Origin of the sequence: Occallatibacter sp. (genome assembly GCF_049510455.1) — a bacterium.
Classification (GTDB): Bacteria; Acidobacteriota; Terriglobia; order Terriglobales; family Acidobacteriaceae; genus Telmatobacter.
In genome coordinates, this window is record NZ_JBEKYX010000028.1 from 1 (window position 1) to 22,923 (window position 22,923).

The 22,923-nt window shown below is 59.5% G+C and carries 15 protein-coding genes and 1 pseudogene; 14 read left to right on the plus strand and 2 right to left on the minus strand.

The genetic code is table 11. The features are described from left to right. A partial coding sequence (locus ABSG47_RS07140) for a recombinase zinc beta ribbon domain-containing protein (protein WP_424168321.1) occupies positions 1–146 on the minus strand: 146 nt, incomplete at its 3' end. Here ABSG47_RS07140 and ABSG47_RS07145 point away from each other — a divergent pair. The 3 genes and pseudogenes from ABSG47_RS07145 to ABSG47_RS07155 all read left to right on the plus strand — a co-directional run. Further along, on the plus strand, positions 76–666 hold the full coding sequence (locus ABSG47_RS07145) for a tyrosine-type recombinase/integrase (protein WP_424168259.1): 591 nt from the start codon (positions 76–78) through the stop codon (positions 664–666). The two genes, ABSG47_RS07140 and ABSG47_RS07145, sit on opposite strands and share 71 nt — an antisense overlap. Beyond that, entirely contained in the window at positions 663–1,613 is a 951-nt protein-coding gene (locus ABSG47_RS07150) for a tyrosine-type recombinase/integrase (protein WP_424168262.1), read from the plus strand. The genes ABSG47_RS07145 and ABSG47_RS07150 overlap by 4 nt, the downstream gene beginning before the upstream one ends. A 37-nt stretch (positions 1,614–1,650) precedes the next feature. Continuing rightward, positions 1,651–1,752, plus strand: a pseudogene (locus ABSG47_RS07155) (hypothetical protein); the annotation flags it as partial. 142 nt (positions 1,753–1,894) lie between these two features. Here ABSG47_RS07155 and ABSG47_RS07160 read toward each other — a convergent pair. After that, positions 1,895–2,386: an SWIM zinc finger family protein gene (locus tag ABSG47_RS07160; RefSeq protein WP_424168323.1), complete on the minus strand. Its 492-nt coding sequence runs from the start codon at positions 2,384–2,386 to the stop codon at positions 1,895–1,897. Between the two features lie 281 nt (positions 2,387–2,667). Here ABSG47_RS07160 and ABSG47_RS07165 point away from each other — a divergent pair, with 281 nt between their 5' ends. The 11 genes from ABSG47_RS07165 (at position 2,668) to ABSG47_RS07215 (ending at position 22,921) form a co-directional block, all read left to right on the plus strand. Beyond that, positions 2,668–3,963: an efflux RND transporter periplasmic adaptor subunit gene (locus tag ABSG47_RS07165; RefSeq protein WP_424168264.1), complete on the plus strand. Its 1,296-nt coding sequence runs from the start codon at positions 2,668–2,670 to the stop codon at positions 3,961–3,963. A 72-nt stretch (positions 3,964–4,035) separates the two neighbouring features. Continuing rightward, positions 4,036–4,755: an ABC transporter ATP-binding protein gene (locus ABSG47_RS07170; protein ID WP_424168266.1), complete on the plus strand. Its 720-nt coding sequence runs from the start codon at positions 4,036–4,038 to the stop codon at positions 4,753–4,755. Positions 4,756–4,757: 2 nt separating this feature from the next. Continuing rightward, a complete protein-coding gene (locus ABSG47_RS07175) occupies positions 4,758–7,229 on the plus strand; it encodes an ABC transporter permease (RefSeq protein ID WP_424168268.1) in 2,472 nt (823 codons plus the stop codon). Between the two features lie 132 nt (positions 7,230–7,361). Further along, positions 7,362–9,830 (plus strand): ABC transporter permease, encoded by a 2,469-nt coding sequence (locus ABSG47_RS07180; protein ID WP_424168270.1) that lies wholly within the window; start codon positions 7,362–7,364, stop codon positions 9,828–9,830. A 14-nt stretch (positions 9,831–9,844) separates the two neighbouring features. Next, entirely contained in the window at positions 9,845–12,265 is a 2,421-nt protein-coding gene (locus tag ABSG47_RS07185; protein ID WP_424168273.1) for an ABC transporter permease, read from the plus strand. 51 nt (positions 12,266–12,316) lie between these two features. Continuing rightward, positions 12,317–14,836, plus strand: a complete 2,520-nt coding sequence (locus ABSG47_RS07190) for an ABC transporter permease (protein ID WP_424168275.1) — start codon at positions 12,317–12,319, stop codon at positions 14,834–14,836. 27 nt (positions 14,837–14,863) lie between these two features. Further along, the gene (locus ABSG47_RS07195) at positions 14,864–17,338 is read left to right on the plus strand and encodes an ABC transporter permease (protein WP_424168277.1); all 2,475 of its coding nucleotides are present in this window, start codon (positions 14,864–14,866) and stop codon (positions 17,336–17,338) included. A gap of 46 nt (positions 17,339–17,384) precedes the next feature. After that, the gene (locus ABSG47_RS07200) at positions 17,385–18,083 is read left to right on the plus strand and encodes an ABC transporter ATP-binding protein (RefSeq protein WP_424168279.1); all 699 of its coding nucleotides are present in this window, start codon (positions 17,385–17,387) and stop codon (positions 18,081–18,083) included. An 8-nt stretch (positions 18,084–18,091) separates the two neighbouring features. Further along, positions 18,092–20,119: a TolC family protein gene (locus tag ABSG47_RS07205; RefSeq protein ID WP_424168282.1), complete on the plus strand. Its 2,028-nt coding sequence runs from the start codon at positions 18,092–18,094 to the stop codon at positions 20,117–20,119. Positions 20,120–20,250: 131 nt separating this feature from the next. Next, entirely contained in the window at positions 20,251–21,591 is a 1,341-nt protein-coding gene (locus tag ABSG47_RS07210; protein WP_424168284.1) for a sigma-54-dependent transcriptional regulator, read from the plus strand. A gap of 58 nt (positions 21,592–21,649) precedes the next feature. After that, a complete protein-coding gene (locus tag ABSG47_RS07215) occupies positions 21,650–22,921 on the plus strand; it encodes a sensor histidine kinase (protein ID WP_424168287.1) in 1,272 nt (423 codons plus the stop codon). Positions 22,922–22,923: the final 2 nt, after the last annotated feature.

A 22,923-nucleotide genomic window follows, 5' to 3' on the forward strand; every position in this document is an offset into this window, starting at 1 on the left:
GAGCAGGTCCCGCGATTGAAGTGCTGTGAACAGCCGTACTTCGGATACTGGCCGTAAGACCCATATCCGCTGACGATGATCAGGCTGGCGCCGCACGCCCCGCACTTCAGGAGGCCGCTGAGAAGATATCTGCGCCTGGACGATATCGATTGGGACCAGGAGACGATCCGCGTCTTCCGCAGCAAGCAGAGAAGAACGCAGTATTATCCACTGATTCCGGTCGTTGGCGACGCCATCCTCCGCTATATCCGCGAAGCTCGGCCCAGGACTCGACGCCGTGAGATTTTCTCCTGTTCCTGGTATCCGCACAAGCCTCTCACCAGAGGTGGATTGTACGCGATGGTGCGAGGCCGTTTTCACAAGATCGGTCTCCTGCTTCCACGCTGTGGCCCTCACGCGCTACGCCACTCCTGTGCCACTCATCTGCTGGCCGAAGGCCGTCTGCTCAAGGAGATCGGAGATCATCTTGGGCACACCTCGGCACTCTCAACACAGGTCTATGCCAAGGTCGATCTACACGCACTGAGAGAGGTTTCTCAGCTGGATTTGCGAGAGTTGACTTCTTATGCGGACGCCAGCGCACGAAGGGCAACACCGGTCTATCGAAAAGGAGCGTTCGAAGCTCTGCAACTCGTGGCCGACTTCAACCTGGGAGGACTGCTATGAGACTGTCTAAAGCCGTGGAAACCTATATCGCACATAAACGCTCCCTGGGGCTTTCAGCAGAAGGGATTCGGGGCGATCACAACTGGCTTCTCCGATTCATCAAGGCGGTAGGCGATGTCGAGATGTCGAAGATATCGCCCGCCAGGGTGTGCAAGTATCTCAACGGCACAGGCCCCGTCACGATGAACTGGTTCACCAGGTATTACACCTTGTCGCCTTTCTACAAGTACGCCCTCGCGCGTCACTATGTCGATCGATGGCATCTGCCGCTCGCCAAGCCGAAGGTGCCGGATAAATTTCCGCCCTACATCTATACCAACCAGGAGATGCGTCGGCTGATCGATGCCGCGGATTCCTGCCATCATCCCAAGTGCCTCATGGAGCCTCACACGCTTCGCATGCTCCTGCTTCTCCTTTATGGAACCGGTATGCGCATTGGAGAAGCATGCAGGCTCAAGATTCACGATTTCGATCGCGATACAGGGGTACTCACCATCTGTGAGACCAAGTTCTATAAGACCCGGTACGTCCCCGTCGGTCAGGACCTGCGGCAGATGCTGGGTCGCTACATAGAACAGCAGTGGTCACAGAGACCCCACACTGGTGATACACCGCTCCTGGCTGACTGGCGAGGTGTACGGATTACCATCTGGTGTGCGGAGATAACATTTCGCCGTCTGCGCGAAGCCACCGGGATACGCCGCTCAGAACCTGCGCGGTATGAACCTCGTCTGCACGATTTTCGACATACCTTTGCAGTCGTGCGGCTGGTCACCTGGTATCGCGAGGGCAAGAACGTGCAACGGTTGCTGCCTCATCTGTCGACATACCTCGGGCACTTCCGCATCCAGGAGACTCAACACTACCTGGACATGACGACAGAACTGCTGGAGCAGGCGAGCCTTTGCTTTGAGCTTTACGCCAGACCGGAGGTGTCTCTTGTATAAGCCAGCATTATTAGGTCCGTGGGTGCGAAGATTTTTGATGAAGCACCTTATTGGGGAGCGCAACCTGTCCCGCAATACACAACAGAGCTATAGAGACACGCTTACCTTGCTCCTGCCTTTCACGGGCAGGCAACAGAAGAAGACGGTCGACCACGTCACCTTCGCCCAACGCAATGCGATCGCGGAATTCCTCGCGCAGTTCAGGGAAACGCTGGGTCAGCGACCAGACCAGCGCAGCCAGTTCCTCGCGGCTCCTGGCATCGATGTGCCTGCGGATCTTGTCATCGGTCCGCACGCTCGTCATGATCGGAACCGGAGTCGGCCTCGTCCGCTTCATCCGCGTCGTCATCTGTTCCGCCATCGCCCGAAAGCACCTCCCAGCGCTCATCGTCGGGCTCCGCAGCGGGAATCTCCGCGCCTCTTTCCAGCAGATCGAGATATTCCGCAACTACCGCGACCGCATGTTTGCAACCGGCGTGGCCCACCGGGCAGGCGCACCGCGAGTCGAGAGCAACGCCCTTTTTCGTCTCCGAATCACACCACACTGTGACCGCATAGCGATCGCCGCCGGCCACAGTGGCCAGCAGCCGGCCATCTTCCGCAATGGCCAGGTCATCGACCCGGCCCTGGCCCTGATAGGCCCTGCCGCGCGATACCGAGCGCTCCCCCGCCCACTCCACGAGATCGTCCCAGGTCAGAGCTGCCCAGCCTGAATTCCGAGATTTCACGCGCTTGCCTTGTGTTCGTGGCTGATGCCGCTCCGTATTCACCATGTTCTCCCTGCGGAAATGCTACAAGGGAGACCGGCTTCAGCGTGAGCAGGCCCACCCAGCGGAACTGGTGAAAAGGCTTCCCTCATGGGCCAAAGCCCCATCATTTTTTCTGGTCGTTTTGGCGCGGCTCAAGTCGTGCCCTGTTACAAGACCTGAACCGGCTCGGTGTTCGAAAACGGACAGCGCGAACTGCGAGCGGTCAGTGGTTTGGGGTGAGTGGGCATTTTGAGTACAGAATAAAGCCAACAGAATCAATCAAGTGAGGTACGGCTTGATTTGGCATGGGAAATGCAAATGTCCAACACGCCATGGATATTTCGCGCCCCGATATTAAGAAGAAGAAGCAGCGCCAGCTCTTTGTTTGGGTTGGTGTTGGAGTTTTGGTTCTGGCTGCGGCTGGATTTGCGGTTTCGCGGCTGAAGCCGGCTGCCCCTACGGTGGATGCCTCGGCTGTGTGGCCGGACACTGTGAAGCGTGGGGACTTTACCCGCAACGTGCGCGGGTCGGTCGCGTTGCTGGTGCCGCGAGAAGATGCGATCATGCTGATTCCGGCGCTGACGGATGCGACGGTGGTACACATCCGTGAGTTGCCGGGCGCGATTGTGAAGCCGGACACGATTCTGATGGATCTCTCCGATCCGGAGCTGGACCAGAAACTTCTCGATGCGCAACTGGCTGTAAAGGGCGCGGAAGCCGACTACAAGAGCCAGCAGGCGATACTGCAATCGACGCTGATGGACAAGAAGACGGCGGCGGCGGCGGTGAACGCCGACTACACGCAGGACCAACTGCAGGCGCAGACGGATAAGGCGCTGTATGATCTGGGCGTGATCTCGGGCCTGACGTATCAGAAGTCGAAGGGCACGGCGGACCAGCTCGATACGCAACACAATCTGAGCCAGCAGCAGCTCAGTGTGAATGAGAAGGCGATTGAGGTGCAGCTTGGCTCGTACCGCACAAAGGTGGAGCAGGCGCAGGCGCTGCTGGGGCTGTATGAAAAGCAGAAAGACGCTCTGGAGGTAAAGGCAGGCATTGCGGGCGAGCTGGCTCCGCTGGCGCTGCCGGTGCAGGTGGGCCAGCATGTGACGGCGGGTACAAGCGTGGCGGAGGTGATCCAGCCAAACAAGCTGAAGGCCGCGCTGCAGATTGCCGAGACGCAGGCCCATGACATTGCGATTGGGCAACATGCGTCGATTGACACGCACAACGGCATTGTCGAAGGGCATGTGTCGCGCATCGATCCTTCGGTGGTGAACGGAACGCGCACGGTTGACGTAGTACTGGATGGGCCGCTGCCGCCGGGCGCGGTGCCCAACCTGAGCGTGGAAGGAACGATTGATCTGCAAAATCTGAGGGACGTGCTCTATGTGGGCAGGCCGGCGCTGGGGAATGAGAACTCGACGCTGAGTCTGTTTAAGGAAGACCCGGATCGCAAGGGCGCGACGCGGGTTCCGGTGAAGGTGGGCCGGGCGAGCGTGCAGGTGATTCAGGTTCTGGATGGGCTGAAGGAAGGCGATGTGGTGATTCTGTCAGATATGTCGCACTACGACGGCGTGGATAGGATACGGCTGCAGTAAACCGCTGTGCGGTTTACTGCAGAGGGACTAAGGGACTAGGGACTAATACCAACTTTGATTGGGGGAGAGTGAATGGCAAACGACAAGCTGATTGACATCGACAATCTGACGAAGGTGTTTTACACGGACGAAGTGGAGACGCATGCGCTCTCCGGGATTCACTTGACGATCTCGCGCGGCGAGTACGTGGCGATGAGCGGGCCTTCGGGCTGCGGCAAGTCGACGCTGCTCTCGATACTTGGTCTGCTGGACACACCGACGGGCGGCAAGTACATGCTGAACAACAAGCCTGTGGAGAACCTGAGCTTCGGCGAGCGTTCGCGGATTCGCAACCAGGAAATCGGCTTCATCTTTCAGAGCTTTAACCTGATTGGCGATCTGACGGTGGAAGAGAATGTGGAGCTTCCGCTGACGTATCGCGCGGGAATGCCTTCAGCAGAGCGTAAGAAGCGCGTGAAGGAAGCATTGGAGCGCGTGAATATGGCGCACCGCATGCGGCATTATCCGGCACAGCTCTCAGGCGGTCAGCAGCAGCGTGTGGCTGTGGCGCGAGCGCTGGCGGGTTCGCCTTCAATTCTGCTGGCCGACGAACCGACGGGCAACCTGGACTCGAAGAACGGCGAGGCAGTGATGCACCTGCTGGCCGATCTGCACCGCGAGGGCTCAACGATCTGCATGGTGACGCACGATCCACGCTTTGCCAAGCATGCGCAGCGCGAAGTGCATCTCTTTGACGGCAAGGTTGTCTCCGAGGACGAGCTGCGTAAGCTGACGGCTGAAGTGGAGGCTTAATCATGCTGAAAGATCTGCGTTATGCGCTGCGGCGGCTGAGGCACGCGCCTGGATTTGCCGTGACTGTGGTGTTGATGCTGGCTCTGGGTATTGGCGCCAACACCGCGGTGTTCAGCGTGATGAACGCGATCCTGATGCAGTTGCTTCCAGTGACCCGGCCGGAGGGGCTGTTTTATGTACACATGGCGAACGGTGAGGAACAGCCGCCGGGCGCGGGCAATACAGGCGACTCGAATACTTCGTTTTCCGAGGGCGGCTTTGAGATGCTACGGCAGCGGAGCGATGTTTTTGAAGAGCTGATTGCCTATGTGCCGCTGAGCCTGACCGGCAACGTTGCGGTGCGCCATGGTGAACTGCCGGAAGAAGCTGAAGGCGAAGAGGTGAGCGGGAATTTCTTCTCCGGGCTTGGCGCGCAACTGGCGCAGGGTCGCGGATTTACGCATGCCGATGAAAAGAACCACGCGCCGGTTGCTGTGATCAGCTACAACTACTGGAACCGCAGTTTTGCGCGCGATCCTTCCATTGCCGGCCAGACGATTTACGTCAAGGGAATCCCGATGACGGTTGTGGGCGTTGCGGCGCGCGGATTCCACGGCATTGAACCGGGTAGCGCCATCGACTTCTGGATTCCGCTACAGAACCGTGCCGCTCTGAATGCGTGGGGAATGCCTCCGAGCGCGAATGGTTCGAATGCGAGCATCAACTCGCTTTATAGCGATCCGAAATGGTGGTCCCTTCGGCTCATGGCACGGCTGCGTTCCGGCATTACGCCCGCGCAGGCGCAGCAGGCGTTGAGTGGAACCTTTCTGGAAGCTGCGAAACAGTCCGTCGGAACGGTGGATGTGAAGCAGTGGAAACCGCAGCTCGGCTTTACGCCGGCGCATGGTTTGGGAACTTCCAGTGACGGATATCGTGATCAGTTGAATGTGCTGATGTGGCTTGTTGCGCTGGTTCTGCTGATTGCATGCACGAATGTGGCGATGCTGATGCATGCGCGGACAACGGCGCGGCAGCGCGAGTTCAGCGTGCGGCTGGCGATTGGCGCAAACAAGAGCGCGATTCTGCGCAGCATGATGTGGGAGAGCGGTCTGCTGGTGACGGCGGGAGCAGCGCTGGGATGGGCGTTTGCACTGGCTGCGACGCGAGCGCTGGCCGCGTGGTCGGATATTGAGACGGGATTGAATCCGGATCGCACGGTGCTTCTGTTTACGCTGGCGATCTCCTGCGCGGCGGCTATTTTATTTGCGCTGATTCCCTTCTGGGCGGCGATTCACGCGCCGGTGAATGGAGTGCTGCGCTCAAACTCTGCCAACGTGACGGAAAGCCGCGTGCGCACGCTGTTCAGTCGTGCCGCACTGGCGCTGCAGATGGCGGTCTGCCTGGTGCTGCTGATGGCTGGCGGATTGCTGTTGCGCACGCTGCGTAACTATGCGACGCAAAACCTTGGCATGGACACACAGGGGCTGCTTGTTTTCGGCGTTACGCCGCCGGCTCAGGCCAAGGCGCTGTTGTTCTATCGCACGCTGCTTGAGCGCATTCGCGAGACGCCAGGCGTGGAGTCGGTTTCGATGGCCGAAAACCGGCCGGGGACAGGATGGTCGAACAACAGCGGCGGCTTCTTTCTCGATGGCGCGCCCAAAGACGGCATGTTGCGCTCGAATGACGTGGGCCCGGATTTCTTCCGCACCATGGGCATTCCCATTGTTGACGGACGCGACGTGGCGCAGACAGATACGCCGGTCACGCCGACTATCGCATGGGTCAACGAGACTTTTATAAAGAAGTATCTTCCCAACGCGAATCCTCTGGGGCATGTTCTGGGCCGCAACCACCAGATCACAATCGTCGGCGTGGTACACGACAACAAGTACACCTCCGTGGATGAAGATTCGATACCTATGGCTTATTACGACCAGATGCAATCGCCACAGATTGGCACGATGCACATCGAGGTGCGGGTGCGCGGCGACGCCAAGGCCATGCTGCCGGTGATGCGCAGGGTTGTCGCAGCAATCGATCCCAACATTCCGCTCGACCAGCCGATGACGCAGCAGGAACAGTTTGACAGATCGTATGCGCAGCAGCGCATGTTTGCGGCGATGGGCGGGTTCTTTGGTGTGCTCTCCGCAATGCTGGTGGCAGTGGGATTGTATGGAATGCATTCGTTCCGCGTGAGCCGCAAGACGACGGAGATTGGCGTGCGCATGGCATTGGGCGCGAGCCGTACGCAGGTACTGGCGATGGTGATGCGCGAGAGCTTATGGATTCTGCTGGCGGGACTGGCTGTGGGGATTCCGCTGACGCTGCTGGCGGTGCGTCCGCTGCGCGCGATGCTCTACCAGTTATCTCCGTTTGATGCGACGAGTTTTGCGATAGCGATTGCGGCGATGTTTGCGGTGGCGGGATTGGCCACGTGGATTCCTGCGCGGCGGGCGGCTTCGATAGAGCCGATGCGGGCGTTGCGGACCGAGTAGGAGGGGAGTAGGTCAGTTTGAATGCGGGGGTTGAAGCCCCATTGTTTTTTCAGCCATTTTCGGCATGACAAAAATCGTGCCCTGTTACGAGACAAATTCAAACAGACCTGCTACCGGCCAGGAGGGGTTTCGATGATGAACGATTTGCGATACGCGATGCGGCAGCTTCGGAACTCTCTGGGGTTTGCGCTGACGGCCATTCTTACGCTTGCGCTGGGGATTGGCGCGACGACTGCGATCTTCTCGATTGTGGAAGGCGTGCTGCTGCGGCCGTTGCCGTTTCCGGATGCGAAGCGCCTGGTGATCTTTGGTGACAGCCTGGACGGCGCAGATCTAGACAAGCCTTCGGTGCCGGCTCCTGAGGCAGTGCAGTACATGCGCGATACACACAGCTTTGATGCGCTGGGCGTGTATCGCGACGGCATGTATGAGCTGTCGGGCGTTGGCGAGCCGGCACACATCACTGCAAGCCGGATGTCTGCCAGCGTGTTTTCCGTGCTGGGTGTGAGCCCGGTGATGGGCCGCATATTTACCAAGCAAGAGGATGAGAGCAAGAGTCAGGTGGCTGTGCTGAGCTATGCGACGTGGATGAGCCGCTTTCATGGCGATCCGCGGGCGATTGGCGAGGCGATCGAGCTGGAGCGCAAGCCGTACGAGATTATCGGCGTGATGCCGCGGGATTTTGAATTTCCGCTGGTTCCGGGACAGTTGAACCGGACGGAGATGTGGATTCCGATGAGCTTTACGAGCGGCGACCTGAAGAATGACACGAGCTGGAATTTCCTGATGGTGGGAAGGCTGAAGGCCGGCATGAGCGTGGAACAAGCGAAGCAGGACAGCGAGCGCGTGTCGCAGGCGATCATGCACGGCTGGCCGGCTCAGTATGCGAGCTTGAAGATTCATGCAACGCTTGAGCCACTGAATGAGAGCACGGTAGCTGCGGCCCGTCCGCTGCTTCGCACGATGTTTTTTGCCGTAGCTGTGGTGCTGTTTATTGCGTGCGCGAATCTTGCGGGGCTGCTGCTGGTGCGGGTGATCCGGCGGAACCGTGAGTTTGCGGTGCGGCTGGCGCTGGGCGCGAGCGGGGCCACGATTGTGCGGCAGAACCTGATGGAGGCGCTAACGCTGAGCGTTACTGGTGGACTGCTTGGACTTGCGCTGGCTGCCGTGGCGCTGAAGGTGGGCGTCAGCCTGCTGCCAGAGACACTGCCGCGCATCAGTGCGATCGGGCTGGACTGGCAGGTGGTGGGCTTTGCGCTGCTTCTGGCGGTAGCGACGGGATTTGTATGCGGGCTGGCGCCTGCGCTGGCGGCGGCAAAGACGGGCGTGAACGAGACGCTGAAGGAAGGCGGACGAACGGGAACGAGCGGTGCGCGTCATGCACGGTTACGTTCGGCGCTGGTGATTACAGAAGTTGCCGTGGCGCTGGTGTTGCTGGTGGGCGCCGGCCTGCTGCTCAGAAGTTTTGAGAAGCTGCGGCAGGTAGATCCCGGGTTCCGTGCAGATCATGTGCTGACGGCGTATTACAGCTTGCCGAATCAGCAGTACTCGACACAGGGCAGCATCGATGGATTTACGACCGCAGTGCTGGATAAATTGCGGCAGCTACCGGGTGTGGAGGCGGCTGGAATTGTGGGAGATTTGCCGGCAAGCGGAGCCTCTAACAATTCGGCGTTTGTGACCGAAGGATATGTTGCACCCAAAGGCGCCGGACTCACCCTGGCTTGGACCACAACGACGATTGGCGATTACTTCCAGGCGGCTGGGATTCCAGTGTTGAGCGGACGGGCGTTTACGGAAGCGGACACGGCAGATGCACCGCTGGTGGTGATTGTGAACCGCACCTTTGCTAAGAAGTACTGGCCGGGACAAAATCCGATTGGGAAGCGCATGCGTCGCGGGACGAACGAAACACTGCTGCCATGGATGACTGTGGTGGGCGAGATTGGCGATGTGAAGCAAGGCTCCGTGGACGGGCCTGTGCTGCCGCAGTACTACCAGCCGACGGCGCAGGTTGCGAAATCGATTGGGCAGTTTGCGCCGCCGGGGATGACGATGGGCGATGGCGGCGCGATTGTGCTGCGGACTTCGCTGAGGCCGGGGGCGATGAAGTCCACGCTGATCGGCACGATTCATACGATTGATCCGCAGCTTCCTCTGATGCAGATTCAGACGATGAACCAGGTGGTGGAAGGAAACCAGGCGCCGCATAAGTTCAACACAGCGATCATTGCCAGCTTTGCGGGAGCAGCAGTGCTGCTGGCGATGCTGGGAATCTATTCGGTGATTGCGTTTTCGACAGCCATGCGCACGCAGGAGATGGCGATCCGGCTGGCGCTGGGCTCGCAGCGGTCGAGCATTGTGCGGCTGGTGCTGCTCTCAGGCACAAAACTTGCGGGGGCAGGATGCGCGATTGGCGTGGTGGCGAGTTTGTTTGCCACACAACTGCTCAAGTCGCTGCTGTTCGAGGTGAATCCGCTGGACCCGATGGTGATTGTGCTGGCGGCGGTGGGGATTTTTGTGCTGGCGCTAGGGGCTTCCCTGGTTCCGGCACGGCGCGCGGCGTCGATTGAACCGATGCGGGCGCTACGGATGGAGTAGTCAGGAGCGATGCGATGAACCTGCTGCGGAATCTTCGATTCAGCTTACGTGTGCTGCGTAAAAGTCCAAGCTTCACGCTGGCGGTAGCGTTGACGCTGGCACTGGGCATTGGCGCGACGACAGCGATCTTCACGGTGGTGTACGCGACGCTGATTGCTCCGATGCCGTATCCCAACCCGGATCAGCTGGTGATGGTGTGGCAGAAGATTGACGGCAATCGCAATGGCGTATCCGCAGGCGATTACACGGACTGGGTGCAGCAGAGCCATGTCTTTCAGGGGTTGAAGGCATTTGCCGGAACCAGTTTCAACATGGCGGGTAAAGAGCAGCCGGAGATGGTGGATGGCCAATATGCGACGCCGGGCTGGCTGGCCATGCAGGGCATCGGCTTCCAGATGGGCCGCGACATGCTGCCGGAGGAAGGCGTGGACGGCCGGGATCATGTGGTGGTGCTGACGAACAAGTTGTGGCAGCGCCTGGGCGCCGACCCGACTATTGTGGGCAGGCAGATTACGCTCGACCAGAAGCAGTTCACTGTGGTGGGCGTGCTGAAGCCGGGAATGGCGGATCGCTTTACCTGGCAGGTGTGTGCTCCGCTGGTGTTTCATCCGGCGCAACTGAATCACGATTATCACTGGCTGAATGTGATGGGGCGGCTGAAGCCGGGCATGACGCTGGAGCAGGCCAACGCAGATATGCAGGCGGTAGCGGCGCATGTGGCCGAGGCGAATCCGAGATCGAATAAAGGCTACGGCGCCGGAGTAGAGCAGCTACAGAACGACTTTGTGGACAACAATACAAAGCTGGGGCTTTGGCTGATGCTGGGCGCGACGGGCTTTGTGCTGCTGATTGCATGCGCGAACATTGCCAACCTGTTGCTGGCTCGCGGCACGATGCGGCAGCGCGAAGTGGCGATACGGTCTGCGGTGGGCGCGACGAAGCGAGATGTGTTTGTACAGTTTGTGACGGAGAGCCTGGTGCTGGCGTTTGCGGGCGGCGCGCTGGGTATTGGAGTTGGGTACGGGATTCTGCACCTTTTCATTTATTTCTTTCCGCCTGACATGCTGCCGAGCGAGGTGGATCTGCGGCTGAGTTTGCCGGTGCTACTGATGTCAATTGCAGCGACGACGCTGTCCGGCTTGCTGGCGGGATGCGCGCCGGCGTGGTATGCCTCACGCGTTGATCCGGCGGATGCGTTGAAGGAGGGCGGACGCTCGGGATCAAGCCGTATGAGACACAGGCTGCGGCAGGCGCTGGTGGTGGGTGAGTTTGCAATGGCGCTTTCTCTGCTGGCAGGCGCAGGCCTGCTGATGCATAACTTCTGGAACCTAAACCAGGTGGACCTGGGCGTGAAGGTGGATCATGTGCTGACCTTCGAACTGCCGATGAACAAGGACCTGAACTGGCCGGCGGAGAAGATCACTTCCTACTATCAGCAGATTGTGCGGAACGTGGGAGCGGCGCCGGGCGTTGAGAGTGCTACTGGGGTGACGGGGCTACCGCTGCAAGGCACGTATTTCGGAATGTCTTTCACGATTACGGGCCAGGGCGATTTCAACGACGTGTCGCAACGGCGCAACACGGGCTTCCAGATGATTACGCCGGATTACTTCAGGACGTTTGGGGTTCACCTGGTGCGGGGACGCGCGTTTACGGATGCGGACAATGCGCAGAGCCCGCATGTGGCAATGGTGAATGAGCAGTTTGCGCGGCAGTTTCTGCAGGGCAAAGAACCGATTGGACAGCGCGTCAATGTGGAGCAGCTTATTCCCGGCGTTGAGCAGCTTGGCCCTGTGCAGGCGTGGGAGATTGTGGGCGTGTTCCACGATGTGCGCGGCGGTGGGTGGGAGCATCAACGGCCGGAGGTAGATGTGCCGTTTGCGCAAAGCCCGTGGGTCGATCTGAGCATTGGCGTGCGCACTGCAGGCGACCCGGCGGCAATGACGAAGACGATTACGGCGGCGGTGCATGCGGTGGACCCGACGGTTGCCCTCTCCAATGTACAGACGCTTGAGCAGGTGCGCGATGAGGATCTTGCAGGGGATCGCTTTGGCCTGGTGCTCTTCGGGTTTTTTGCAGCGGTTGCGCTGGCGCTTGCGGCGATTGGGATTTACGGTGTGATGGCGTATTCGGTGGGGCAGAGATCGCATGAGATCGGACTGCGGATGGCGCTGGGCGCCACGCGCAACGGCGTGGTGGGAATGGTGATGCGCGAAGGGTTGATGCTGGCCGGCATCGGATTAGCGCTCGGCTTTGTGGGCGCGTATTTTGTGGGCCGCGCGATGCAGAGCATGTTGTTTGGAGTTGCAGCGCTGGATGTAAGCGCGTTTTGCGCCGTGGGATTGCTTTTGCTGATTGCTGCGCTGGTGGCTTGTTATTTTCCGGCGCGGAGAGCGGCGGCAATTGAGCCCATGCAGGCGTTGCGGACGGAATGACAGAGATCAAGGGTCAGAGATCAAGCTGATCCATACCGATTGGAGACCAGGATGAACGCGCTTCTACAGGATGTTCGCTTTGCGCTGCGGCAGCTTCGCAAGTCACCGGGCTTTACGCTGACGGTTGTGGTGACGCTGGCGCTGGGAATTGGCGCGAATGCGGCGATCTTTACGCTGTTTGACCAGGCGCTGTTGCGAATGCTGCCGGTGGAGAAGCCGAAGGAGCTGGTGCGCTTTGAGTGGACGGGGGCGTATAGCGGCTCTGCGAGCAGCTTTGGCGGCGATACGGACAATTATTTCTCGTATCCGATGTACAAGGACCTGCAGGCGAAGAACCAGGTGTTTACGGACATTCTGGCGACGGATCGGGTGGGGGCTGGCCTTTCATGGCATAACCAGGCGGAGGCGCGAGACGGCGAGGTTGTCTCGGGAAATTATTTTGAGGTGCTGGGATTGCACCCAGCAGCGGGCCGGTTGTTTACGCGGCAGGATGAGACGGCAAGGGACGCAAACCCAGTCGTGGTGCTGGGAAACGAGTACTGGAAGGGACGCTTTGGCAGCTCGCGCGACGTGGTTGGCCAGACGCTCATGGTCAACGGACGCGCGTTTGAGATTGTGGGCGTGGCGCCCGAGGGCTTCGATTCGGCAATTGGCGGGTTCAAGCCGGCCTTCTTTATTCCGGTGACGATGCTGTACACGGTGCATCCGTGGCGCGCTCTCCGCGAAGACTTGAAGAACCGCCAGGCTATTTACCTGACGCTGGTGGCGCGGCTCAAGCCAGGCGTAACGCGCGAACAGGCCGAGACGAGCCTTGCGCCGCTGTGGCATGCTTTTCGCGCCTATGAGCTGACGCTCTACAAAGAGCATAACGAGCGGTTCGCGAAGCGGTTTGTGGATCAGTCGAAGCTGAAAGTGATTGACGATTCTAAGGGATTTTCACCCAACCGCGGGGATTTGCATACGCCGCTGGTTGTGCTGATGAGCATGGCGGGGCTTCTGGTGGCGATGTGCGCGATCAATGTGGCTACGCTGCTGCTGCTCAGGGCTTCTGCACGGGCACGCGAGATGGCCATGCGTTATGCGCTTGGCGCAAAGCGCGGACGGATTGCCGCGCAGTTGCTGATAGAAGGCGGACTGATTGGCCTGGTGGGCGCGATAGCGGGACTGCTGCTGGCGCCTACGGTGGCCCATGTGCTGGTGCGGCTGATTACGAATGCCGATCCGGGTTCAGAGCCTTACTCTTCGCACATTGATGCGCGGATTCTGCTCTTTACGCTTGCCGTTGCGATGGTAGCGAGTTTGCTGTTCAGCATTGCGCCCGTGCTGTACTTCCTCAAGCCGAATCTTGCGGCAACGCTCCGGCAGAATTCTGGAACTGCCACGAAGAATTCGCAGCGCTTCCGGAAGATTGCCGTGGGCGTGCAGATTGCGCTGAGCGTGATGCTGCTGGGCGGCGCGGGATTGTTTGTGCGAACGCTGGAAAATCTGCGGCAAACAAATGTGGGCTTTGCGACGGATCACCTGGTGGAGTTTTCACTGGACCCCGGCTCGTCCGGTTACACGGACAGCCATGTGGCTCGCAGCGTGCAGGATTCGATTGATTCCTTGCGGCGGATACCGGGAGTGATTTCGGTGGCGGCGACGACGGACCCTGAATTGTCGGGCGATGGCGAGGGAAATGGCTATTTAGTGCAGGGATACAAGCCGGGCCCGGATGAAAACATGACCATGGAGTCGGCACGGGTTACGCCGGGATACTTTGTCACGATCAAGCACCCGCTGCTGGTGGGCCGCGAGTTTACGGATGCTGACCGCGTGGGCCAGCTCAAGGTGGCAGTAGTGAACCTGACGATGGCGAAGAAGTTTTATGGGACACCGCAGAATGCGATTGGGCGGCAGATTACGAGTGGCGATCCGAGCAAGGATGGCTGGGAGACGATTGTCGGCGTGGTTGGAGACTCAAAGCACTACGATCTGCGGACGTCGCTGAATTCCGCGGTATATGAGCCATATTTCGAGGATGAGCACCCGAATGGCGTGGAGGTGTATCTGCGGACGACGGGCGATCCGAAGAGGACTGAGAGCGCTGTGCGGCAGACGATTCATGCTCTGGATGCGGCGCTGGTGGTGGATGGACTGCGAACCATGGAAGAGCAGATGGACCAGATCGCTTCGCATGAAGTGGCGCTGGCGTATCTTGCCATAGGTTTCTCTGCCCTGGCGTTGCTAATGGCGGCGGTTGGGCTGTATGGGGTGCTGGCTTATTCGACAGAACAAAGGACGCGCGAGATTGGCGTGCGGCTGGCGCTAGGCGCGCAGCGGTGGAGCGTTATTACGCTGGTGCTGCGCGAGATGGTGATTATTGCAGCGATTGCGACAGCGATTGCGTTGCCCGCGACGGTGATGCTGGCGCGCCTGCTGAAGAGCCAGTTGTTTGAAGTGACGGCGGCGGACCCGGTGACGCTGATGGGCGCGGTGGCGGTGACAGCCGTAATGGTGGCGCTCGCAGCGCTCTTACCTGCGCAGCGCGCGGCTGCGATAGAACCGATGCGGGCGCTGAGGACTGAGTAGGGTGGATTGCTTTAAGGAGAGATGGAGATGAATTCCATTTTGCAGGATGTTCGCCATGCGCTGCGCCAATGGCGCAGATCGCCGGGCTTTCCGCTTACGGCGATTGCTGTATTGGCGCTGGGGCTGGGCGCGAACATTGCCGTCTTTAGCGTGCTGAATGGAGTTCTGCTGCGGCCGCTGCCGTACTTCCAGCCGGACCGGGTTGTGCAGATCGATTTCGATCAGGCACCGATGCAGTGGGAGTCTCTGAATTATGCGAATATGCTGCAGCTTCGCGATGTGGCGCATCTTCAGATGGGCGCCGATCTCAGCGGCCGCATGATCAGCGTGGCCGGCCCAGGCGGACGGTTCCAAGTTGCGCAGGTTTCTGTGACCGCTGGCACGTTTTCGATGCTTGGCGTGCATCCGGCACTGGGCCGTGAGTTTCGCGAGGAAGAAGAAGTGCCGGGCAAGGAGCGTGTGATTGTGTTGAGCGATGCGGCGTGGCGCAAGCTCTATAACGCCGATCCTCAGGTGCTGGGCAAGACACTTGTGTTCCGCGGCGATGCTTACACGATTGTGGGCGTCATGCCGCCGGGGTTCAGCTTTAGTTTTGGCGCCAATGCGATGCAGATATGGTCTCCGCAGGCATTTACCGCAGCGAACCGAAGTGCGATGGCGGGCGAAGAACAGATTTACGGCACGATGTATGCGCGGCTGCCGGAGGGCATGACGGCGGCACAGCTTGCGGCCCGGCTGAGTCCTGCGCAGGCGGCGATTGCGAGGGAAACGCCAGCCGGGGAAGGTCCGCCTGCGCGCATCAAGGTTACGCCTTACCAGCAGACGCTGGTGGAAGATATTCGCAAGCCGCTGCTTCTTTTGTATGGAGTGACCATCGGCATCTGGGCGCTGGCGTGCCTGAATGTGGCGAGCCTGATGTTGACACGCGCAGTTTCACACAGCCGCGAGCAGGCCATTCGCTCTGCACTGGGCGCGAGCCGCGGAAGGCTTGTGCAGCAGTCACTGGTAGAGAGCCTGCTACTGAGTGGAGTTGGCTCGCTGACAGGACTGATCATCGCTCAGGCTGCGATTCGGCTGCTCCGGCATCAGCTTGAGACTCATATTTTTCTTTTCAATGGAGTCCATTTCGATTGGCGGTTGATTTGCGGACTGGCAGCGGTGACGCTTGTTACATCGGTGATTGTCGGCGTGATTCCGGCGCGCTGGGCTTCCAGCCGCAGCGTGCAGGCTCGGCTGCATGGCGCAAACAGCACTGCGACAACGCAGCAGAATCGCACGCGCGAGGCACTGGTAGCGGCGCAGATTGCGCTGACACTGGTGTTTCTTGTTGGCGCCGGATTGTTTTTGCGCACAGTGTATGCACTGCGTCATGTTGCGCTTGGGTTTTCACAGGAGAATATCCTGTCCGGTGGTGTGATTCTGAATCCTCCAGCCTGGGATTTTCGCAGCAATCATGACAACGAGCCAAATATTGTGCAGACACACTATATGCCGCTGCTGGAGCGGCTGCGCGCAATTCCCGGTGCGACGGATGTGGCGCTCAGCTCAGTTGTTCCGATGCGCGGTGAGTTTGCAGTGAAGGTCTCGGGCACGCTTGACCATCACAAACCAGCAGAAGGACATGAAAGAGAAAATGTTTCCGATGGACGTGTGGCTTCAGCGGACTTTGCGGAGACGCTGGGCATTCCGATGGTTCGCGGACGCTTCTTCACCAATGACGATACGACAGCGTCGCCTGCGGTTGTGGTGGTGAACCAGGCGTTTGTGAACACGTATCTGCCCGGGCAAGATCCGATTAGGCATGTCTATGGCATGGGCGAAAAAGGGCGTTTTACCGACGCGCACATTGTGGGAGTGATTGGCGATGTGAAGCAGGGCGACGTAAAGGAGACAACGCGTCCGGAGGTTTATGTCAGCCTGGCACAGATTGAGCCAGGAACTCCGTTTTACAGCATTGCCCGCGCGTTTATGGAGGTAGCAATCCGCGCGTCCGTGCCGGGAGATTCTCTGCGCGCGCAGTTCGACAAGGCGCTGCATGAGGTGGCACCGGATGCGACGACCACAAACGTGGAGACGATGCGGGAGACAGTGGAAGACTCGTTTGGCTCGCAGACACTGATCGCGCATCTGCTGGAGGCGTTTGCCGGGCTGGCGCTGATGATTGCTTCCGTGGGTTTGTATGGGTTGCTGTCGTTTACTGTGGCGCAGAGGACACGGGAGATTGGCGTGCGGATTGCTCTGGGAGCGCCCCAGGGGAACATTCTTGCGCTGGTGATGAAGCGTGCACTGGTGATGGTGGGTATCGGATTGGCTGCTGGAACAGGCATTTCGTGGTTCGCGGTGAGATTTGCTTCCAGCTACATCTACGGAGTGAAAGCGCATGATGCACTGACATTTGCCACGGTTGCGGTGGTGCTGGGCGCGGCATCGTTTGTGGCGGCATGGCTGCCGGCGCGGCGTGCCGCATCGGTGGACCCCATTCTGGCTTTGCGGTCGGAGTAAAGAAAGACAACAGAGAGCTTTGAGTTTTTTGGGAGTAAGGATAGAGATGATCGATCTGAAGAATGTAGAGCGGAGTTACAAAACGGGGCACACGGAGACGTGGGTGCTGCGGCGAGTCGGATTAACGATCCGCGAGGGCGAGTTTGTCACGATTATGGGACCATCCGGCGCGGGAAAGTCGTCGCTGCTGAATGTGCTGGCGCTGCTCGATGACGGATGGACGGGCGAGTTCTGGTTCGGCGAGATGCCGGTACACCGGCTCAATCGCAAGCAGAGAGCGGAGCTGGCTCGGCAGCGGATCGGGATGGTGTTTCAGAGCTATCACCTGCTGGACGATCTGACGGTGGCGGAGAATATCGACCTACCGCTCAGCTACAAAAATATGCCCACGAAAGATCGCGCGGGAATGGTGGCGGAGATTCTGGACCGCTTTCAGATTGTGGCGAAGAAGGATCTGTATCCGAACCAGCTTTCCGGCGGGCAGCAGCAGTTGGTGGGTATTGCGCGCGCGGTGGTGCATGCGCCACAGCTACTGCTGGCCGATGAGCCGACGGGGAACCTGCACTCGACGCAGGCGAAGGAGATCATGGAGCTTTTCCGTGAGCTGAACAAGCAGGGCACGACGATTGTGCAGGTGACGCACTCGGATGAGAACGCGCGCTATGGCTCACGGATTCTGGAGCTCCGCGATGGATGGGTTACGCGCGACGAACAGGTGCTTTCAGCCGCAACGGAGGCCCAGTGAAGGGAAGAATGATTTTGAATACCCATAAGAAAAATTTTGCGGCTGTGCGGTTACAGGCGATCGCGGCAGTTCTTTTGCTTGGCGCGAATCAGGCTTTCGCGGCTATGCCTCAGCAGGCGCAAGCTGCGCAGTCCGGGGTGCAGCAGACACAGCCGGCGCCGGATGCGCCTTCTACCGCGGCAAATGGCGCGGCGACTCTAACGCTGGCGCAACAGGCGCAGCAGTTGCAGCAGCAGGCAGTCGCGCCGCCAAAACCATTCCACATCGAGATGCCACATTCGCGTAACCCGATCGCGCCTTACCGGCCCAGCACTGTGCCTGAGCTGGACCTCAGCAACTCGCCGCGCCTCGCGACCCTCATCCGCGAAGGAAAGATCTATATCTCCCTGAATGATGCGATTGCGCTGGCAATTGAGGACAACCTTGATTTGGCTTCGTTCCGCTATAACCTGCCGACAGCACTGGCCGATCTTGCCCGCACCAAGGCCGGCGGCGTGGTCAATGGCACCAACACGGGCGTCACCAGTCCGCTGGGAGCCGTCGGAGGGTCTTCTGCCGGTGGAGGAGGAGCAGTTTCATCCGGAGCCGGGGCAGCCGGAGCCGGCGGCATTGTTACATCCACCCTGGGCGAAGGAACATTCGTGAATCCCTTCGATCCCGTGCTCACCTTCAAGGGCCTAGTCGATCACACCAAGACGCAGGAGCTGAATACGATTGTGGCGGGCGTTCCTCTGCTCGAGACGAACACGATTGGCTATACCACGCAGTACACCGAATATTTTCCCACTGGTACGGAACTTCAGTGGACTCTCACCGGTCAGCGGCAGACGATCAACAGCCCGCTCCAAATCGTGAACCCTGCGATTACGCTTACCTGGCAGGCTTATATCGCGCAGCCGCTGCTGGCGGGTCTTGGCTACGGCACCAACGAGCGCTATATTCGCATTGCAAAGAAGAACCTCCAAATTACCGACCTTGCCTTCAAGGCGCAGGTTGTCGCTACCGTTACGGGAGTCGAGGATATTTATTGGGACCTGGTCAACGCTTACGAAGACGAACAGATCAAGGAGCGCTCACTTGCTTACGCCAACCAGACCCTGAGCGACGATCAGAAGCAACTCGAGCTCAAGGCCATCCCTGCCATGCAGGTGATGACCGATCAGGCGGCCGTGGCCGCCGCCGAAGGCAACCTTACGATTTCACGGACGAACTTGCGAGCCGCGGAATTCTTCCTGAAAAACGCGCTTACCAAGGCCGATGATCCTACCATCGACGCAATGTCCGTGATTCCGCTGGACACCAAAGGCGCGACTGATCCCAACGAAAGCAAGTCGATTGACGATCTCATCGCCGAGGCCGAGAAGAACCGTACCGATGTCGCCCAGGACCAGATCGTCATGCAGAACACGCAGGAGAACCTGAAAGCTATTAATAACAGCCTGCTGCCTCAACTCAATGCGTACGGATTTTTCGGCGGATCCGGAAATGGCGGCCCGCTGAACCCGAACTGCAACCAAGGCCCTAGTTATTGCACGACTACCCTTTCCAGCACCACGCCCGGCGTTCTGCAGGACGCCTTCAACTACTCTGCGCCTGAATACCAGGTCGGCTTCACACTGAACATTACGCTTCGCAACCGTATTCAGAAGGCTGACCAGTTCCGTGCTCAGCTTGCGTTCCGCCAAAGCCAGATCTCTTACGAGCAGCAGAAGAAGACCATCCGTTTCGATGTACGCAACTCGCAGTTCGCTCTGCAGCAGGCGCAGGGCCGTATCGTAGCGGCGCAAAAGGCCCGCGACCTGGCGCAGAAGACCTTTGACATCACGACAGAGGAGCAGAAGCTTGGAGCGAAGTCCAGCGTTGACACGCTGCTTGCGGAAAGTGCTCTGGCTGTGGCCGAATCGGCGCTCTACGTAGCGCAGACTCAATATGAGAAAGCAAGAGTCGATATCGATCGCGCCACCGGAGAGACGCTGGATCGGACAGGGGTCTCGATTGACGATGCAAAAGCGGGGGTCGTGACGCATGCGCCGTAGTGCGTTGGCTGCATATATTCGGGATGGAGCGCACTGCCGCTCTATCCTTGACCAGTGCGGTGTTTCAATTGCCAAGGTAAGACCGAGCGCTGTGGAGGCAAGTCATTCCAACTAACGGGAACAAGATTCGCGTGCTGGTTGCCGACGATCAGCCGCATATTCTCGAAGCGGTCGAGCTGCTGCTTGCTCCGCATGGAATTGCCGTGCATTGTGTGCGGTCGCCTGAGCTGGTGATGGAGGCGCTGAGCGAGCGCGATTACGATGTGCTGCTGATGGACCTGAACTATACGCGCGATACGACCTCCGGGAAGGAGGGTCTGGATCTGCTGGCGCGGATTCAGGAGTTCGACAAGCGGCTGCCCGTGATTGTGATGACGGCGTGGGGAAATATCGACCTGGCCGTTGAGAGCATCAAGCGCGGAGCGCGGGATTTTGTGCAGAAGCCATGGGAGAACGAACGGCTGCTGAGCCTGATTCGCGTGCATGCGGAGCTGCATCAGGCGCTGCGGCGCGCTCGGCAACTGGAGCTGGAGAATCGGCTGCTGCGCGCTGAAGGAATGCCGGATTTTGTGGCCTCCGCGCCGTCGATGCAGCTTGTTCTGGAACTGATTGCGCAGGTGGGGCCGTCGGACGCAAATGTTCTGATCACGGGCGAACATGGAACCGGCAAGGAGATTGTGGCGAAGCTGTTGCATTCAGCATCGCTGCGCGCGCGGATGCCGCTGGTGGCGGTGAATGCGGGCGGACTGCCGGAAGGAACGTTTGAGAGCGAGATATTTGGCCATGTAAAGGGTGCGTTTACGGATGCGCGCACGGATCGCATCGGGCGGTTTGAGCTGGCCAACAACGGCACGCTGTTTCTGGATGAGATTGCCAACGTTCCGCTGCGGCAGCAGGCAAAGCTGCTGAGGGTTCTTGAGACCGGCGAGCTGGAACGTGTGGGCTCGTCACAGACACGGCGTGTGGATGTACGGGTGCTGGCGGCGACGAATGCGAATCTGCACGAAGAGGCGGTTGCAGGAAATTTTCGCGAGGATTTGCTCTTCCGACTGAATACGGTGGAGATTCATTTGCCTGCGCTGCGCGAACGGCGCGAGGATATTCCGCTGCTGGCGGCACATTTTCTGGAGCGCAGCAGGACGCGGTATCGCAAGCAGATTACGGATTTCGCGCCCGCGGCGATGCAGGCGATGATGCAGTATGCATGGCCGGGCAATGTGCGCGAGCTGGAGCATACAGTGGAGCGCGCAGTTCTGCTGGCGCGTGGAGAGCAGATTGAGCCGCCGAATCTCGCGATTGCTTCTTCGCGTCCGCAGGCTGGAAGCGTTGATACGATGAGCATCGAGGAGATGGAGGCGCAACTAATTCGAAGAGTGCTTCGCCGCTGCGACGGAAATATCTCACAGGCCGCCGACGCGCTGGGGTTGAGCCGCGCCGCACTCTACCGCCGCATCGAGAAATATGGAATATGAGCGTAAGCCGCGAAGCCGCAGAACATACTCGGCGATAGGCCGGGTATGGCTTTTCTGCATGTGGCTTGCGCTGCCTGCGCTTGTGTTTGCGGGCATCCTGGTTGCACAGGATAAGCTGGATATTTCGGAGTCGCTGCTGATCCTGGGATGCCTTGTGGCCTACCTTGGACTGGTTGCAGCGGCGCTGGTGGACACACTGGTGCGGCAGTTACAGACACTCACGAATGTGATTGCATCGCTTCGCGAGGGAGATTACTCTTTTCGCGCGCGCGGCGCTAATTCGCACGATCCGCTGGGCGAGCTGGCCGGCGAGGTGAATGCGCTGGCCGACCTGCTGCAGGGCCAGAGGGTACGGTCACTGGAAGCTACGGCGCTATTGGCTCGAATTCTCGAAGTGATGCATGCGCCGCTGTTCGCGTTTGACCGCGATAATGTGCTGCAGCTCATCAATGCTTCAGGCGCGGAGCTGTTAGGCCGGCCCTATGCGCGCTGCTTTGGGCGCACAGCGGCTGAGCTTGGTCTGGATGAGCTGTTGAACGCGCCGGATCAGACGATTCATTTATTCGGAAACCGTTCCGCGCGCTGGCTGCTGCGAAGAGCGGGCTTTCGCCAGGAGGGTGCGCCGCATACACTACTGCTGCTGGCCGATGTGAGCGTGCCTCTGCAGGAAGAGGAGCAGGCAGCGTGGAAGCGGCTGATCCGCGTGCTGGGACATGAGCTGTCGAATTCGCTGGCGCCGATCAAGTCGATTGCCGGAAGCCTCTTGATGCGGGTGGATTCACTCGCGGCGGAAGAGGACATGAAGCGGGATTTTCGGCGTGGACTGGGTGTGATGGAGAGCCGCGCCGATTCGCTGCATCGCTTTGTGCAGTCCTACCGGCAACTGGCGCAGCTTCCGCCGCCGAAGTTAAGCCGTGTTGCGCTGGGGCCGCTGCTGGAACGCGTAGTACTGCTGGAGCAAAGGCTTGCAGTGCAGTTGGAAGCGGGCCCGGCGGTGGCGCTGCTTGTAGATCCGGATCAGCTGGAACAGATGCTTATCAACCTGCTGGCGAATGCGGTGGACAGCGCGCTGGGCAATAACAAACAGGCAGTACGGGTTTCGTGGCGCACGGCGGATGATTCAGTGTGGATCGAGATTGAGGACAGCGGACAAGGGATTGCGAATGCGGAGAATCTCTTTGTGCCCTTCTATACCACCAAGCCCAAGGGGAGCGGCGTGGGGCTGGCGCTGGCACAGCAGATTGCGCGCGGGCATCGCGGAGATGTGGAGCTGGTAAACCGCGAGGATGACGCGGGCGCACGGGCCACGGTGCGTTTGCCGTTGGCTTAGGC

Coding starts and splice junctions, on each gene's coding strand:
- ABSG47_RS07145 (WP_424168259.1), top strand. CDS start 76: ATGATCAGGCTGGCGCCGCACGCCCCGCACTTCAGGAGGCCGCTGAGA.
- ABSG47_RS07150 (WP_424168262.1), top strand. CDS start 663: ATGAGACTGTCTAAAGCCGTGGAAACCTATATCGCACATAAACGCTCC.
- ABSG47_RS07160 (WP_424168323.1), bottom strand. CDS start 2,386: ATGGTGAATACGGAGCGGCATCAGCCACGAACACAAGGCAAGCGCGTG.
- ABSG47_RS07165 (WP_424168264.1), top strand. CDS start 2,668: ATGGGAAATGCAAATGTCCAACACGCCATGGATATTTCGCGCCCCGAT.
- ABSG47_RS07170 (WP_424168266.1), top strand. CDS start 4,036: ATGGCAAACGACAAGCTGATTGACATCGACAATCTGACGAAGGTGTTT.
- ABSG47_RS07175 (WP_424168268.1), top strand. CDS start 4,758: ATGCTGAAAGATCTGCGTTATGCGCTGCGGCGGCTGAGGCACGCGCCT.
- ABSG47_RS07180 (WP_424168270.1), top strand. CDS start 7,362: ATGATGAACGATTTGCGATACGCGATGCGGCAGCTTCGGAACTCTCTG.
- ABSG47_RS07185 (WP_424168273.1), top strand. CDS start 9,845: ATGAACCTGCTGCGGAATCTTCGATTCAGCTTACGTGTGCTGCGTAAA.
- ABSG47_RS07190 (WP_424168275.1), top strand. CDS start 12,317: ATGAACGCGCTTCTACAGGATGTTCGCTTTGCGCTGCGGCAGCTTCGC.
- ABSG47_RS07195 (WP_424168277.1), top strand. CDS start 14,864: ATGAATTCCATTTTGCAGGATGTTCGCCATGCGCTGCGCCAATGGCGC.
- ABSG47_RS07200 (WP_424168279.1), top strand. CDS start 17,385: ATGATCGATCTGAAGAATGTAGAGCGGAGTTACAAAACGGGGCACACG.
- ABSG47_RS07205 (WP_424168282.1), top strand. CDS start 18,092: ATGATTTTGAATACCCATAAGAAAAATTTTGCGGCTGTGCGGTTACAG.
- ABSG47_RS07215 (WP_424168287.1), top strand. CDS start 21,650: ATGTGGCTTGCGCTGCCTGCGCTTGTGTTTGCGGGCATCCTGGTTGCA.